Origin of the sequence: Stenotrophomonas sp. MMGLT7 (assembly GCF_021168555.1) — a bacterium.
Taxonomy (GTDB): Bacteria; Pseudomonadota; Gammaproteobacteria; order Xanthomonadales; family Xanthomonadaceae; genus MMGLT7.
In genome coordinates this window covers 20,680-34,000 of sequence record NZ_JAJOZS010000004.1, presented here as the reverse complement: position 1 = coordinate 34,000, position 13,321 = coordinate 20,680, and the positions used below count along the sequence as shown (strand labels likewise).

General features: G+C 71.2%; 13 protein-coding genes and 1 tRNA gene. 10 read left to right on the top strand and 4 right to left on the bottom strand.

From position 1 onward, the window contains the following. The first annotated feature begins 2 nt into the window (after window positions 1-2). From LRX76_RS06890 to LRX76_RS06880, 3 genes are read left to right on the top strand one after another with little or no spacing between them, the layout of a single operon-like run. On the top strand, window positions 3-1,283 hold the full coding sequence (locus LRX76_RS06890) for a YihY family inner membrane protein (RefSeq protein WP_231803442.1): 1,281 nt from the start codon (window positions 3-5) through the stop codon (window positions 1,281-1,283). Then, complete coding sequence (locus LRX76_RS06885; RefSeq protein ID WP_231803440.1) at window positions 1,280-1,861, top strand: TlpA disulfide reductase family protein; 582 nt, start codon at window positions 1,280-1,282, stop codon at window positions 1,859-1,861. The genes LRX76_RS06890 and LRX76_RS06885 overlap by 4 nt, the downstream gene beginning before the upstream one ends. 1 nt (window position 1,862) lies before the next feature. Then, complete coding sequence (locus tag LRX76_RS06880; protein ID WP_231803438.1) at window positions 1,863-2,129, top strand: acylphosphatase; 267 nt, start codon at window positions 1,863-1,865, stop codon at window positions 2,127-2,129. Window positions 2,130-2,258: 129 nt separating this feature from the next. Here LRX76_RS06880 and ppk2 read toward each other — a convergent pair whose 3' ends face one another. The 4 genes from ppk2 to hemA all read right to left on the bottom strand — a co-directional run bounded on the left by ppk2 (window position 2,259) and on the right by hemA (window position 7,350). After that, window positions 2,259-3,041 (bottom strand): polyphosphate kinase 2, encoded by a 783-nt coding sequence (ppk2, locus tag LRX76_RS06875; RefSeq protein WP_231803436.1) that lies wholly within the window; start codon window positions 3,039-3,041, stop codon window positions 2,259-2,261. An 86-nt stretch (window positions 3,042-3,127) separates the two neighbouring features. Then, a complete protein-coding gene (locus LRX76_RS06870) occupies window positions 3,128-4,819 on the bottom strand; it encodes a tetratricopeptide repeat protein (protein ID WP_231803434.1) in 1,692 nt (563 codons plus the stop codon). A 166-nt stretch (window positions 4,820-4,985) separates the two neighbouring features. Beyond that, complete coding sequence (gene prfA, locus LRX76_RS06865) at window positions 4,986-6,071, bottom strand: peptide chain release factor 1 (protein ID WP_231803431.1); 1,086 nt, start codon at window positions 6,069-6,071, stop codon at window positions 4,986-4,988. Continuing rightward, window positions 6,049-7,350, bottom strand: a complete 1,302-nt coding sequence (gene hemA / locus LRX76_RS06860; protein WP_231803429.1) for a glutamyl-tRNA reductase — start codon at window positions 7,348-7,350, stop codon at window positions 6,049-6,051. Before hemA ends, prfA begins: the two co-directional genes overlap by 23 nt. A 66-nt stretch (window positions 7,351-7,416) precedes the next feature. On the opposite strand from hemA, the gene LRX76_RS06855 reads away from it, so the two are divergent. The 7 genes from LRX76_RS06855 to pth all read left to right on the top strand — a co-directional run bounded on the left by LRX76_RS06855 (window position 7,417) and on the right by pth (window position 13,296). Further along, window positions 7,417-9,105: a tetratricopeptide repeat protein gene (locus LRX76_RS06855; RefSeq protein ID WP_231803427.1), complete on the top strand. Its 1,689-nt coding sequence runs from the start codon at window positions 7,417-7,419 to the stop codon at window positions 9,103-9,105. Then, the gene (gene lolB / locus LRX76_RS06850; protein ID WP_231803425.1) at window positions 9,102-9,743 is read left to right on the top strand and encodes a lipoprotein insertase outer membrane protein LolB; all 642 of its coding nucleotides are present in this window, start codon (window positions 9,102-9,104) and stop codon (window positions 9,741-9,743) included. Before LRX76_RS06855 ends, lolB begins: the two co-directional genes overlap by 4 nt. Further along, window positions 9,740-10,621: a 4-(cytidine 5'-diphospho)-2-C-methyl-D-erythritol kinase gene (ispE, locus tag LRX76_RS06845; RefSeq protein ID WP_231803423.1), complete on the top strand. Its 882-nt coding sequence runs from the start codon at window positions 9,740-9,742 to the stop codon at window positions 10,619-10,621. The genes lolB and ispE overlap by 4 nt, the downstream gene beginning before the upstream one ends. 3 nt (window positions 10,622-10,624) lie before the next feature. Further along, window positions 10,625-10,701, top strand: a tRNA-Gln gene (locus tag LRX76_RS06840). Between the two features lie 166 nt (window positions 10,702-10,867). Further along, the gene (locus LRX76_RS06835) at window positions 10,868-11,827 is read left to right on the top strand and encodes a ribose-phosphate diphosphokinase (RefSeq protein ID WP_231803421.1); all 960 of its coding nucleotides are present in this window, start codon (window positions 10,868-10,870) and stop codon (window positions 11,825-11,827) included. Window positions 11,828-11,998: 171 nt separating this feature from the next. Next, window positions 11,999-12,658 carry a 50S ribosomal protein L25/general stress protein Ctc gene (locus LRX76_RS06830; protein ID WP_231803419.1) on the top strand — a complete coding sequence of 220 codons (660 nt, stop codon included), beginning with the start codon at window positions 11,999-12,001 and terminating at the stop codon, window positions 12,656-12,658. 56 nt (window positions 12,659-12,714) lie between these two features. Then, window positions 12,715-13,296: an aminoacyl-tRNA hydrolase gene (gene pth, locus LRX76_RS06825; protein ID WP_231803417.1), complete on the top strand. Its 582-nt coding sequence runs from the start codon at window positions 12,715-12,717 to the stop codon at window positions 13,294-13,296. Window positions 13,297-13,321: the final 25 nt, after the last annotated feature.

Here is a 13,321-nt window from a genome sequence, read left to right as displayed (position 1 = left end):
CGATGAAGCTGCCGGACTGGTCGCAAAACCTGCTGCACCGCCTGCGCGACCGCCATCGCGCCGCCAGCTTCGGCCGTTTCGTGTGGGAGCGGTTCCTCGACGACCGCCTGTTCCAGGCTGCCGGCTCGCTGGCCTACACCACGGTGTTCGCGCTGGTGCCGCTGGCGATCGTGGTGTTCGGCGTGCTCGGCGCGTTCCCCATGTTCGGCAGCTGGAGCAGCCAGCTCTCGGACTACGTGTTCTCCAACTTCGTGCCCGGCGCGGCGCGCGCGGCGCAGCAGTACCTCAACCGCTTCCTGGCCGGCGCCGGGCAGCTCACCGCCGCCGGCGTGATCGCCCTGGTGGTGTCGCTGCTGATCACCCTCAACAGCGTCGAGCAGACCTTCAACCACATCTGGCGGGTGGCCTCGGCGCGGCCGCGGTTGACCCGCTTCCTGGTGTACTGGACCGTGCTCACGCTGGGGGCGATGGTGGCCGCCGCCTCGCTGGCGGTGTCGGCGCGGATCTTCGCGCTGCCGCTGTTCCGCACCGCCGAAGGCCAGGCGCTGGCCAACGTGTCGCTGACGCTGGCGCCGATCCTGATCGAGTTCGTCTGCATCGTGATGATCTACCGGGTGGTGCCGCACCACACGGTGAAATGGCGCCACGCCGTTCCCGGCGGCCTGCTGGCGGTGGTGCTGCTGGAGCTGGTGAAGTGGGGGCTGGGCGTGTACCTGGGCAATTTCCAGTCCTACCAGCGCATCTACGGCACCCTGTCGATCCTGCCCATCCTGCTGCTGTGGATCTACCTGAGCTGGGTGGCGGTGCTGTTCGGCGCCTCGCTGTCGTCGGCGATCGCCGCCTTCCGCTACCAGCCCACGTCGATGCGGCTGCCGGCCGGTTACGAGATCTACGGCCTGCTGCGGCTGCTCGGGCGTTTCCAGCAGGCCCGCGCGCACGGCCAGGGCCTGGACGAGGACCGCATCCAGCGGCTGGAGCCGCTGCTGACCGATTCGCTGGTCCAGCAGCTGCTGTGCGAGCTGCAGCGCATCGGCCTGGCGCGGCGCGACGACCGCGGCGAGTGGCTGCTGGCGCGCGACCTGGCCGACGTGAGCCTGCTGGAACTGTACGAGAGCTGCCAGTTGCGCATCCCGGTCTCCGGGCAGCGCCTGCCCTGCCACGACGATCCGCTCGGGCAGGCCGTGAACGCGGCGCTGGATCGCCTGCGCCTGCCGCTGCGCGAGCTGCTCGAACAGCGGGTGGGTACCATCTACCAGGAACTTCCCGGAGAAATCGCCTCATGAAACCGTCCCTGCCGTTGCTCGCCGGCGTGCTGCTGGCCATCGTGTCGAGCGGTTGCAACCGCCCCCCGTCCGAGCCCGCGGCGCCGGCGCCGCCTGCCGCGCCGGCCGCGGAGCGCGATGCCGGCGAACCGCCGCAGCAGCCGGCGGTGGTGCAGCAGACCGCCGAGGTCCCGCAGCTGGACCTGCCCACCGTCGACGGCGGCCGCTACGACCTGGCCGCGCACCGCGGCAAGTGGGTGGTGGTCAACTTCTGGGCGACCTGGTGCGCCCCGTGCCTCAAGGAGATGCCCGAGCTGTCGGCGCTGCACGCCATGCGCGAGAACGTCGAGGTGGTCGGGCTGGCCTACGAGGACATCGAGCCGGCCGACATGCAGGCGTTCCTGCAGCAGCGCCCGGTGGCCTATCCGATCGCCATCCTCGACACCTTCGCCCCGCCGAAGGACTTCGCCACCCCGCGCGGGCTGCCGATGAGCTACCTGATCGCGCCCGACGGCAAGGTCGCCAAGCAGTTCCTGGGCCCGGTCAGCGCCAGCGAGATCGAGCAGGCGATCGTGGCCGCCGGCGGCAAGGTCGCCTGAGATGGCCGCCGCCCGCTTCCTGGTCAGCGGCAAGGTGCAGGGCGTGTTCTATCGCGTCCACACCCGCGAGCGCGCGCAGGCGCTGGGACTGCACGGGCATGCACTGAACCTGGACGACGGCCGCGTCGAGGTGGTCGTGGCCGGCGCGGGGGAGGCGATCGACCGGCTCGAGGCCTGGCTGCACGAAGGGCCGCCGGCCGCGCGCGTGGCCGGCGTCGAGCGCCATGGCTGGGACGGCGCGGCGGAGCCGGGGTTCGTCGTCGGCTGAGTGGCGGGCGGGGTCCATGCGCCCGGGATCGTCGGGGGCAGCTGGGAGCGGCGTGGCCCGGGCAGGCGAAGCGCATCCGGGACACCGCGATCCGCAGGTGCGCTTCGCCTGCCCGGACTACGGTTTCGTTCAATCCGCCCGGTAGGGCGCGATCGGCTTGAGCACGCCGTATTTCTCCTTGTGGAGTCGGCCCTCGAGTGGCGGCAGGTCGAGCAGGTCGGCGCGCGGGTCGTCGGTGTCGGGCAGGCGGTCGAGCAGGTCGCGGATCAGCGTCAGCCGTCCCAGCTTCTGGTCGTTGAAGTCCACCAGGGTCCACGGCGCCTGCGCCGTATGGGTGGCTTCCAGCATCGCCTCGCGGGCCTGGGTGTAGGCCTCGTACTTCTCGCGCGACTGCAGGTCCACCGGCGACAGCTTCCAGCCCTTGAGCGGGTTTTCGCGGCGCTCGGCGAAGCGCTTTTCCTGCTTGTCCTGGTCCACGCACAACCAGTACTTGAACAGCACGATGCCGTCGTTCACCAGCAGTTGCTCGAACAACGGCGCCTGCTGCAGGAAGGCGCGGTACTCGGCGTCGCTGCAGTAGCCCATCACCTTCTCCACGCCGGCGCGGTTGTACCAGCTGCGGTCCATCAGCACGATCTCGCCGGCGGCGGGAAGGTGGGCGACGTAGCGCTGGAAATACCACTGCGTGCTCTCGCGGTCGTTGGGTTTGGGCAGCGCCACGTTGCGGCACTGGCGCGGGTTGAGATGCTCGGCGATGGCCTGGATGGCGCCGCCCTTGCCGGCGGTGTCGCGGCCTTCGAACAGCACCAGCACGCGCTGGTTCCTGCGCTGCAGCCAGCGCGCCATGCCGGCAAGTTCCAGCTGCATGGCCTGCAGCTGCTGGCGGTAGCTGTCGCGGTCGATCTTGCTCAATGTCTTGCGTCCTTGTGCAGATGCCTGCACGCCAGCGTAGTGGCCCGGCAGGATGCAGGACGTGATGCCGGCGCCGGGCCGCGAGCTCAGCCGCGGGCGGCCACGAGCCGCCCGCACAGCTCGAGGAAGTCGCCGGCGAAGCCTTCCATGTCGAACAGGCCGCTGTCGTCGCGGCGGCGGGCCAGCTCCTGGCGCAGTGCCTGCAGCGCCGCCGGATCGCGGGCCAGCTGCACCGCCTGCTCGACGAAGGCGGCATCGTCGGCGGCGTTCATCCGCGCCAGGCCGAGGTGGTGGTTGAGGCTGCCGGCCACGCGCGAGGCGAAGGTGCGGCCGGGCACGGTCAGCACCGGGCAGCCGGCCCACAGCGCGTCCGAGGCGGTGGTGTGGGCGTTGTACGGGCTGGTGTCCAGGAACAGGTCGGCGTGGCGGTAGCGGGCCAGGTAGTGCGCATGCGGCAGCTTGTCCATGAACAGCAGCCGCTGCGGCGCCACCTGCTGCGCCGCGGCCGCCGCGCGCAGCCGCTCGTCGGCGCGGCCGGGTCCGGACAGCAGCCACAGCACGCTGCCCGGCACCCGCCGCAGCACCGCGAACATGCGCGCGGTGCTGCGCGGGTTGAGCTTGTAGCTGTTGTTGAAGCAGCAGAACACGACGCCGCGGCCGTCGTCGCCGCGCTCGGGCAGGCCGCAGGCCGCGCGCGGCGGCGGCTGGCCGACCTCGCGGCTGCAGTCCGATGGCTGGAACGCCCGCGGCAGCCGCAGCACGTGCTCGCTGTAGTGCGGCTCCAGCTCGGGCGGCAGCGCGAACGCATCGCCCAGCACGTGGTCGATCCACGGCGCCCCGGAGGTGCCCGGGTAGGCCAGCCAGTTCACCTGCACCGGCGCCGGGCGCATCGCCAGCACCTCGGGCGCGCCGCCGCCGCCCCAGCCGCGCAGGTCGAACAGCACGTCGATGCCGGCCTCGCGGATGCGCGTGGCGACGGCCTGGTGCGGCAGGGAGGACACGTCATGAAGCGTGGCCGCGGCGGCCAGCCGGTGGCGGATGTCGCTGCCGTCGTCGCGGTTGAGCGCGAACAGGTGCAGCGCCGCGCCGCCGCGTCGATGCAGCGCCTCGAACAGCGCCACCGTCAGCAGCCCGGTCGGGTGCGCGCCGAAGCCGTTGGACAGGAAGCCGAGCCGCGGCGGTCCGCCGGTCCGCGGCGCTGCCGGTGGCAGCGGCCGCACCGCCTGCGCGAGCGCCCGCGCGCGCAGCCGCGCGCAGGCCAGCTGCTCGTCCGCGCCGGCGTCCTCGCCGAGGAAGGCGAACGGTTCCACCGCCGACTGCCCGTGCGCCACCGCCGCGCGCACCTGCCGCGCCAGCGCTTCCAGGCCGCGCCAGTCGCACAGCCGGCGCCGCCAGTTCAGCAGCTGCGCGGCGATGTAGGGCTCCTGCGGCAGCAGCGCGTGCGCGCGCTCGTAGGCCTGCGCCGCCGCCTCGGCCTGGCCGGCGTCCTCCAGCGCATGGCCCAGCCACAGCGCGATGCCCGGATGCTGCGGTGCCAACGCCGCCGCCTGCTGCAGCGCCTGCGCCGCCTCGGCGTGGCGGCCCTGCATCCAGCGCAGCCGGCCCTGCCGCGCCAGCGCCTCGGGATGGCCGGGGCGCAGCGCGCCGCCGCGCCGCAGCGCCGCCTCGGCGCCGGCGATGTCGCCGGCTTCCATCTGCGCGTCGGCCAGCATCAGCCAGGCGACGAAATCCTGCGGCTGGCGTTGCACCTGTCCGCGCAGGCGTTCGAGTTCGGTCATCGGCAGGCTGGTGTCGTGGAGGCGGGACGGTTCGCCAGGCAGGGTTCCGCGTGCGGCGGGCCAGGTCAAGCCGTGCCGCGATCGGCGACGGCCCCGCGGGGACCGAGCTCCGCCCGTGGGGGCATGGGGCGGACCGGAGTCCGCCGCGCTCTCCGCGCAGGGACGGCTACGTTCCCTCGGCCAGCCGCGCCAGTTCGTCGGCCTGGTGCTCGTGCTGCAGCCGGCCGATCAGCGCGTCGAGGTCGCCCTCGATGACGTTGGGCAGGTCGTACAGGGTCAGGCCCTCGACGCGGTGGTCGGTGATCCGGCCCTGCGGGAAGTTGTAGGTGCGGATGCGCTGGCTGCGGTCGCCGCTGCCCACCTGCAGCTTGCGCGTCTGCGCCTCGGCGGCGGCCTGCCGGCTGCGCTCGGCGTCGAGCAGCTGCGCCTTGAGCCGCTTCATCGCCTTGTCGCGGTTGGCGTGCTGGCTGCGCTCGGTCTGGTTCTCCACCACCAGCCCGCTGGGGACGTGGGTGATGCGGATCGCCGATTCGGTCTTGTTGACGTGCTGGCCGCCGGCGCCGGAGGAGCGGAAGGTGTCGATCTTCAGGTCGGCCGGGTTGAGCTCGATGTCCTCGACGTCGTCGGCCTCGGGGATGATCGCCACGGTCGCCGCCGAGGTGTGGATGCGGCCCTGCGACTCGGTGGCCGGCACCCGCTGCACGCGGTGGGTGCCGGACTCGAACTTCAGCCTGGAGTAGGCGCCGCGGCCGACGATGCGCGCCACGATCTCCTTGTAGCCGCCGTGCTCGCCAGGGCTGTCGGACTCGATCTCCACCTTCCAGCCCTGGCGTTCGGCGTAGCGGGCGTACATGCGGAACAGGTCGCCGGCGAAGATCGCCGCCTCGTCGCCGCCGGTGCCGGCGCGCACTTCCAGGAACAGGTTGCCGTCGTCGCGCGGGTCGCGCGGCACCAGCAGCAGCGCCAGCTGGTCCTCCAGTTCGGCCAGCCGCGCCTGGGCGGCGGCGATCTCCTCCTCGGCCAGCTCGCCCAGCTCGGGATCGCCGCGCATGGCCTCGGCCGCGGCCAGGTCGGCCTTGGCGCGGGCCTCCTCGGCCAGCGCGGTGGCGACCGGTTCGAGCTGGGCGAACTCGCGCGAGAAATTGCGGAAGCGCGCGTTGTCGGCGACGACGTCGGGGTCGGACAGCAGGCGTTCGAGTTCTTCGCGGCGCTCGGCCAGCGCTTCCAGCTTACGGCGCAGGGTCGGCGTCATCGGCTCTCGTGATAGGTGTATGGGGCTGCACAGTGTGACGGTAGCCGGGCTTGTCCGGGAACAGCCGCTCGGCCGCGCGCGCCAGTTCCAGGTCGCCGTTGAGCGTGGCCTCGCGCAGCGCGGCGGTGGGCGGGTGCAGCAGCCGGTTGGTCAGGGTATGGGCCAGCAGCTCCAGCACTTCCTCGGCCGGCTTGCCGTGCGCCAGCTGCTGGCGCGCGCGTGCCAGCATTTCCTCGCGGGTGGCCTCGCCGTAGGCGCGCAGGCGCTTGAGCGGGGCGTGGTGGGCGCGGGCATGCAGCGTCTCGACGTAGCGCTGGACCTGCAGGTCGATGATGGCCTCGGCCGCGTCGGCGGCCTCGCGCCGGCTGCGGCGATTGTCCTCGACCGCGCGCTCCAGGTCGTCCACCGTGTACAGGTAGGCATCGGGCAGCAGTGCCACGCTCGGCTCGATGTCGCGCGGGACCGCCAGGTCGAACAGCAGCATCGGCTTGTGCTTGCGCTGCTTCAGCGCAGCGTCGACCTGGCCGCGGCTGATCACCGGCTCGCGGCTGGCGGTGGCCGAGAACACCACGTCGGCCTCGGCCAGGTGGCGGTCCAGCTCCTCCAGCGGCAGCGCGTAGCCGCCGTGCTGGCTGGCCAGCGTCTGCGCATGGGCGAGGGTGCGGTTGGCGATCAGCATGCGCTTGGCGCGGCCGTCGCTCAGGTGCCTGGCGGCCAGTTCGATCGTCTCGCCGGCGCCGACCAGCAGCACCGTCGATTCGCTCAGCCGGGTGAACAGGTCCTGCGCCAGCCGCACCGCGGTGGAGGCCACCGAGACCGGGTTGTTGCCGACGTGGGTGTCGGTGCGCGCGCGCTTGGCCACCGAGAAGCTCTGCTGGAACAGCCGGTCCAGGCGCTGGCCGAGCGCACCGTGCTCGCGCGCCAGCGCCCAGGCGTCCTTCACCTGGCCCAGGATCTGCGGCTCGCCCAGCACCATCGAGTCCAGCCCGGTGGCCACGCGGAACAGGTGGCGCACCGCCTCGGCCTCGTGGTGCTGGTACAGGTAGTCGCGCAGGCCCAGCGCATGGGCGTCCAGCCAGTCGGCCAGCGGCGCGGGATTCTCCGCCACCGCGTACAGCTCGGTGCGGTTGCAGGTGGACAGCAGCGCGGCCTCGGCCACCTGCGGCAGCGCGCGCAGCGACGTCAGCGCCGCGGGCAGGCGCTCGCCCGCGAACGCTGCGCGCTCGCGCAGCGCCACCGGCGCGGTCTGGTGGTTCAGTCCGAGCACCCACAACGTCATCTGTTCAGTTGCTTGCGATAAGCTGCTGGCCATTGAACCCCCTATTTTACGGCCCCGCCGCCCCCGATGCCCGCATTGATTCGCATCTTTACGTTCTATCTGGCCATTGCCCTGGCGATGCCGCTCCCGGCGCTGTCCAAGTCGCGCGTATCACCGGCTCCTGCGACAGGTGCCGGCCAGTCCTCGCTCGAGCCGGCGCTGGCCGGCGAGTTCGCCCTGCAGGCCGGCCGCCTCGACGATGCCGCGAGCTGGTACCTGCAGGCTGCGCAGGACGAAACCGGCGATGCCGGCCTGGCCGAGCGCGCCACCCGCATCGCCATGCTCGCCAACGACGACGAGCGTGCCGCTCAGGCCTTGAAACTGTGGCACCAGCGTGCGCCCGAGTCGCTGGCCATGCGCAGCTCCGAGGCTTCGCTGGCGCTGCGCCGCAACGATGTGCGCAGCGCGCGCCGGCAGCTGGTGGCATTGCTGCGCGATCCCGACCCGCGCGGCTGGCGCTTCGCGCTGGTGGCGCTGGCCAGCGGCGGCCGCGATCCGCAGGCCTCGGCGCGGGCGCTGGGCGCGCTGGTCGATGCCGGCGCCATCCCAGACCAGCTCGAGGTCTGGCAGGAATTCGGCCGCCTGGCGCTGCGCATGGACCAGCCGGCGCTGGCCAAGCGCATCGTCGACCAGGTGGTCGAGCGCTTCCCCGACGAGCCGCGGGTGGCGCTGTTGCACGCCACCCAGCTGTTCCAGAGCGGGCATCGCGACCAGGCGCTGGTGCTGCTGAAGGAGGTCGAGCCCAAGGCCACGGCCGATTCGGACCTGCGCGGTGCGCTGGCCTTCGCCTACGACGCGATGGGCGACTCGGCCTCGGCCGGGCGCGTGCTCGCGATCGGCCCGCAGGACACCCAGACCTACGGCCTGCGCGCCTCGATGCTGGCCAAGGACAACGACGACGCGTCGCTGAACGCGCTCTACGACGAACTCAAGCGCGACTCGGCCACGCCCGATCCCGAGCGCCGGCTGCTGCTGGGCAAGATCGCCGAGTACCTCAAACACTACGCCGAGGCGGTGGACTGGTACCGCGGGGTGCCCGGCGGGCCGCTGCGCAACGAGGCGCGGCTGCGCGCGGCCAACGCGCTGTACGAACTGGGGCGCAAGGACGATGCGCTGGCCGAGGTCCATGCCCTGCAGGCCGACGCCAGCGCGGACGACGACGCCCGCCGCGACGCCTACGTGCTCGAGGCCGAACTGCACCAGCGCGACGGCGACGACAGCGGCGAGCTGGACGTGTTCGCGCGCGGCCTGGCCGCCTATCCCGACGACAACGCGCTGCTGTACGCCCGCGCCCTGGCCTGGGAGCGCCGCGACCGCATCGATCGCGCCGAGGCCGACCTGCGCAAGGTGCTGGTCACCGAGCCGGAGAACGTGGCCGCGCTCAACGCGCTGGGCTACACCCTGGCCGACCGCACCACCCGCTACAAGGAGGCGCTGGAGCTGATCGACCGCGCCCGCACCGCCGAGCCCGACAACCCCGCCATCATCGACAGCTACGGCTGGGTGCTGTATCGCCTCGGCCGCAACCAGGAAGCGCTGGTGCAGCTGCGCCGCGCCTGGTCGCTGGTCAAGGACCCGGAGATCGCCGCGCACGTGGGCGAGGTGCTGTGGCACAGCGGGCAGCAGGAGGAGGCGCGCCGCTTCTTCGACGAGGCGCGCAGGCTCGACCCGGACAACCGCGCGCTGCAGCGGGCGATGGAGAAGGTGGGCGCATGAGCCGTCGCGGCTGTTTCAGGATCGCGCTGCCGCTGTTGCTGCTCGCGCTGGCCGGGTGCCGCTCCATTCCTTCCGGCGACGCGCCCGCGCCGGTCGCGGTGGTCTCGGCCGCCGCGCGCCAGGCCGAGGCCGAGCGCACGGATTGGCTGCAGGCACATCCGGACTGGTCGTTCCAGGGCCGGGTGGCGGTCACGCGCGGGCGCGACGGCGGCAGCGGCCGCATCGACTGGCAGCAGCACGGCCAGCGTTATGCCACCGAGCTGAGCGCGCCGGTCACGCGGCAGAACTGGCGCCTGGAAAGCGACGGTGCCGGCGGCGGGCGCCTGGAAGGCCTGTCGGGCGGCCCGCGCGCCGGTGCCGACGCGCAACAGCTGCTGCGCGAGGCCACCGGCTGGGAAATACCGGTCAACCAGCTGGGCGACTGGGTGCGCGGCCTGGCGGAAGAGGGGCGGGCGGACATCGGCTACGACGCCGAAGGCCGGCCGCGCACGGTTTCCCAGCAGGGCTGGACCATCCAGTACCAGGAATGGGCGCCCGCGCAGGACGGCCGTCCCGCGCTGCCGCGCCGGATCGAGGCCGCCAGCGGCGATGCCCGGGTACGGCTGATGCTGGACCAGTGGCAGTTCGGGCAGCCATGAGCGGTGGGGTCGATGCCGGGGGCGAAGGCTGGTCGCTGTGGCCGGCACCGGCCAAGCTGAACCTGTTCCTGCGCATCACCGGCCGTCGTGCCGATGGCTACCACGAGCTGCAGACCGTGTTCCGCCTGCTCGACTGGGGCGATCGCATCGCCTTGCGGGTCCGCGAGGACGGCCGGGTCCACCGGCTCGGCACCAGTGCGGTCGGGGTCGGCGAAGACGACGACCTGGCGGTGCGTGCCGCGAGAATCCTGCAATCGTCGGCCAATGTCGCCAAAGGTGCCGACATAAGCATAGAAAAGCGTATTCCGGCGGGCGGCGGTTTCGGCGGTGGCTCGTCCGACGCGGCCACCGTGCTGGTGGCGCTCAATGCGCTGTGGGGGGCGGGGCTGGAGCTGGCCGAGCTGGCCCGGCTGGGCCTGCAGCTGGGCGCGGACGTGCCGGTGTTCGTCTGTGGCCGCAACGCCTGGGCCGAAGGGGTGGGTGAACGGCTGACGCCGCTGGAGCTGGCGCCGGCCTGGTACGTGCTCGCCGACCCCGGGGTCCACGTGCCCACCGGGCCGCTGTTCCAGTCCGCCGATTTGACGCGCGATGCTGCGCCCGCGAAAATAGCCGACTTCGTTTCCGGATCCTTGCTCGACAACGCGTTCGAGCCGGTCCTGCGTCGCCGCGAACCCGCCGTCGAGGTCGTGTTCCAGGCGTTGTCCAGGATCGGTACGCCGCGCTTGACCGGCTCGGGTAGCGGCTGTTTCGTCGAGTTCGCCTCCAGTTCCGCCGCCGAGCGGGCGCTGACGAAGTTGCCGGACGGCCTGCGCGCGTGGGTGGCGGGCGGCGCTTCGCGGTCGCCGCTGCTCGATGCGCTGGCGGCGATGAAGGTTTGATGCAGGGGCGTCGCCAAGTGGCCCAAGGCACCGGGTTTTGATCCCGGCATTCGCAGGTTCGAATCCTGCCGCCCCTGCCATGTGCAGGTCCCTCTGCAAAAGCCCGCACATCCTTGTGCGGGGATTAAAATTAAGGCGCCGCTTCGATCGGGCGCTGCTTCGATGCCCGTCGTCGAAGTGCCGCCCACCACATTGCCGCCGCAACCGCTTCACGCACATCGCCGCCGCCCGGACCCCCCAATGAACATGCGAGACGAACGGAACCTGTTGATCTTCACGGGTAACGCCAACAAGCCCTTGGCCCAGAGCATCTGCAAGGAGCTGGGGGTCAGGCCGGGCAAGGCGCTGGTGTCCAAGTTCTCCGACGGCGAGGTCCAGGTCGAGATCGAGGAGACCGTGCGCAAGCAGGACGTGTTCGTGGTCCAGCCCACCTGCGCGCCCTCGGCCGAGAACCTGATGGAGCTGCTGGTGATCATCGACGCGCTCAAGCGCGCCTCGGCCACCACCGTCACCGCGGTGGTGCCGTACTTCGGCTACTCGCGCCAGGACCGCCGCATGCGCTCCTCGCGCGTGCCGATCACCGCCAAGGTCGCGGCCAAGATGTTCAGCGCCGTGCATACCGACCGCGTGCTCACCGTGGACCTGCATGCCGACCAGATCCAGGGCTTCTTCGACATCCCGGTCGACAACGTCTACGCCTCGCCGCTGCTGCTGGCCGACATCTGGCGCGCCTACGGCACCGAGAACCTGATCGTGGTCTCCCCGGACGTGGGCGGCGTGGTGCGCGCGCGCGCGGTGGCCAAGCGCCTGGACGACGCCGACCTGGCGATCATCGACAAGCGCCGCCCGCGCGCCAACGTCTCCACGGTGATGAACATCATCGGCGACGTGACCGGCAAGACCTGCGTGATGGTCGACGACATCGTCGACACCGCCGGCACCCTGTGCGCCGCCGCGGCCGCGCTCAAGGAGCGCGGCGCCACCAAGGTCGCCGCCTACTGCACCCACGCGGTGCTGTCCGGCCCGGCGGTCAACAACCTCAACAACTCGCAGCTGGACGAGCTGGTGGTCACCGACACCATCCCGCTTTCGGATGCGGCGAGGGTATGCACCAAGATCCGCCAGCTCAGCGTGGCCGAGATGCTGGCCGAGACGATGCGACGCATCGCCTTCGGCGAGTCGGTCAGTTCGCTGTACGTGGATTGAGGTTGGGATCGGGGATTCGGGATTGGGGATTCGCAACGGCGCAGGGGCGCAAAGTTCTTCGAATCTCCAATCCCGAATCCCCAATCTCACTGTTCCACCGTCTCCCCTGGTCGCGGGGGAGTCGCCCAAGCCGCCGCGAGGTGGCTCATCAACCTAGGTAGTGAAAACACAATGTCGAAGAATCATGAAATCAAGGTCGAGCGCCGCGAGGACGAGGGTAAGGGTGCGAGCCGCCGCCTGCGTCACGCGGGCAAGGTCCCGGCCATCGTCTACGGCGGCGAACTGAAGCCGGTCAGCATCCAGATCGAGCACGAGACCATCTGGCTGGCCAGCCAGAACGAGTGGTTCTACTCGTCCATCCTCGATCTGAGCCTCAACGGCGACGTGCAGAAGGTGCTGCTGCGTGACCTGCAGCGCCACCCGTACAAGCAGCTGATCATGCACCTGGACTTCCAGCGCGTGAGCGACAACGAGTCGCTGACCGCCTCGGTGCCGCTGCACTTCGTCAACGAGGAAACCTCGCCGGCCGGCAAGTCGGCCGAGGTCGTGGTCACCCACGAGCTGAACGAAGTGACCGTCTCCTGCCTGCCGAAGGACCTGCCGGAGTTCATCTCGGTCGACCTGGGCGCGCTGGAGCTGGGCCAGGTGGTGCACCTGTCCGAGCTGAAGCTGCCGGCTGGCGTCGAGATCCCGCAGCTCAAGCTGAGCAAGGAACACGACGTGGCCGTGGCCATCGCCAAGCACGCCCGCGAAGTCGAGCCGGAAACGCCGGCGGCGACCGACGAGGCGGCTCCGGCGGCCGAGGACGCGTCCAAGGACGAGTCCAAGTAATCGCCGTGCAGGACCTGCCCATCCACGGATGGGCAGGTCCGCGGCGGAGTGCGGCAATGACTGGCCTGAAGCTTATCGTCGGACTGGGCAATCCCGGTGCCGAATACGCCAACACCCGGCACAACGCCGGGTTTCGTTTTGTCGACGAGCTGGCGGCCCACGCCGGCGCGCGCTGGAGCGTGGAGTCCAAGCTGTTCGGCGAGGCGGCCCGTGCCGACGTCGCCGGGCGGTCGCTGTGGCTGCTGCGGCCGGCCACGTTCATGAACCTCAGCGGCAAGTCGGTCACCGCCGCGCTGCGGTTCTGGAAGATCGAGCCGGAGCAGATGCTGGTCGCGCACGACGAACTGGACCTGGCGCCGGGCGTGGCGCGGCTGAAATTCGACGGCGGCCATGGCGGGCAGAACGGATTGCGCGACATCATGCGGTTGCTCGGGCATGGGCGCTTCCATCGCCTGCGCGTGGGCATCGGCCATCCCGGCGACCGGGACAAGGTGACGCCGTGGGTACTGGGCCGGCCGGGCCGCGATGACGATATCCTCATCGGCCGTGCGATCGACGACGCGATGGCGGTACTGCCGCTGGCGGTGGAGGGCAATTTCAGCGAGGCGATGAAGCGCCTGCACACGAGCAAGGATTAGAGATTGGGGATTCGGGATTCGATGA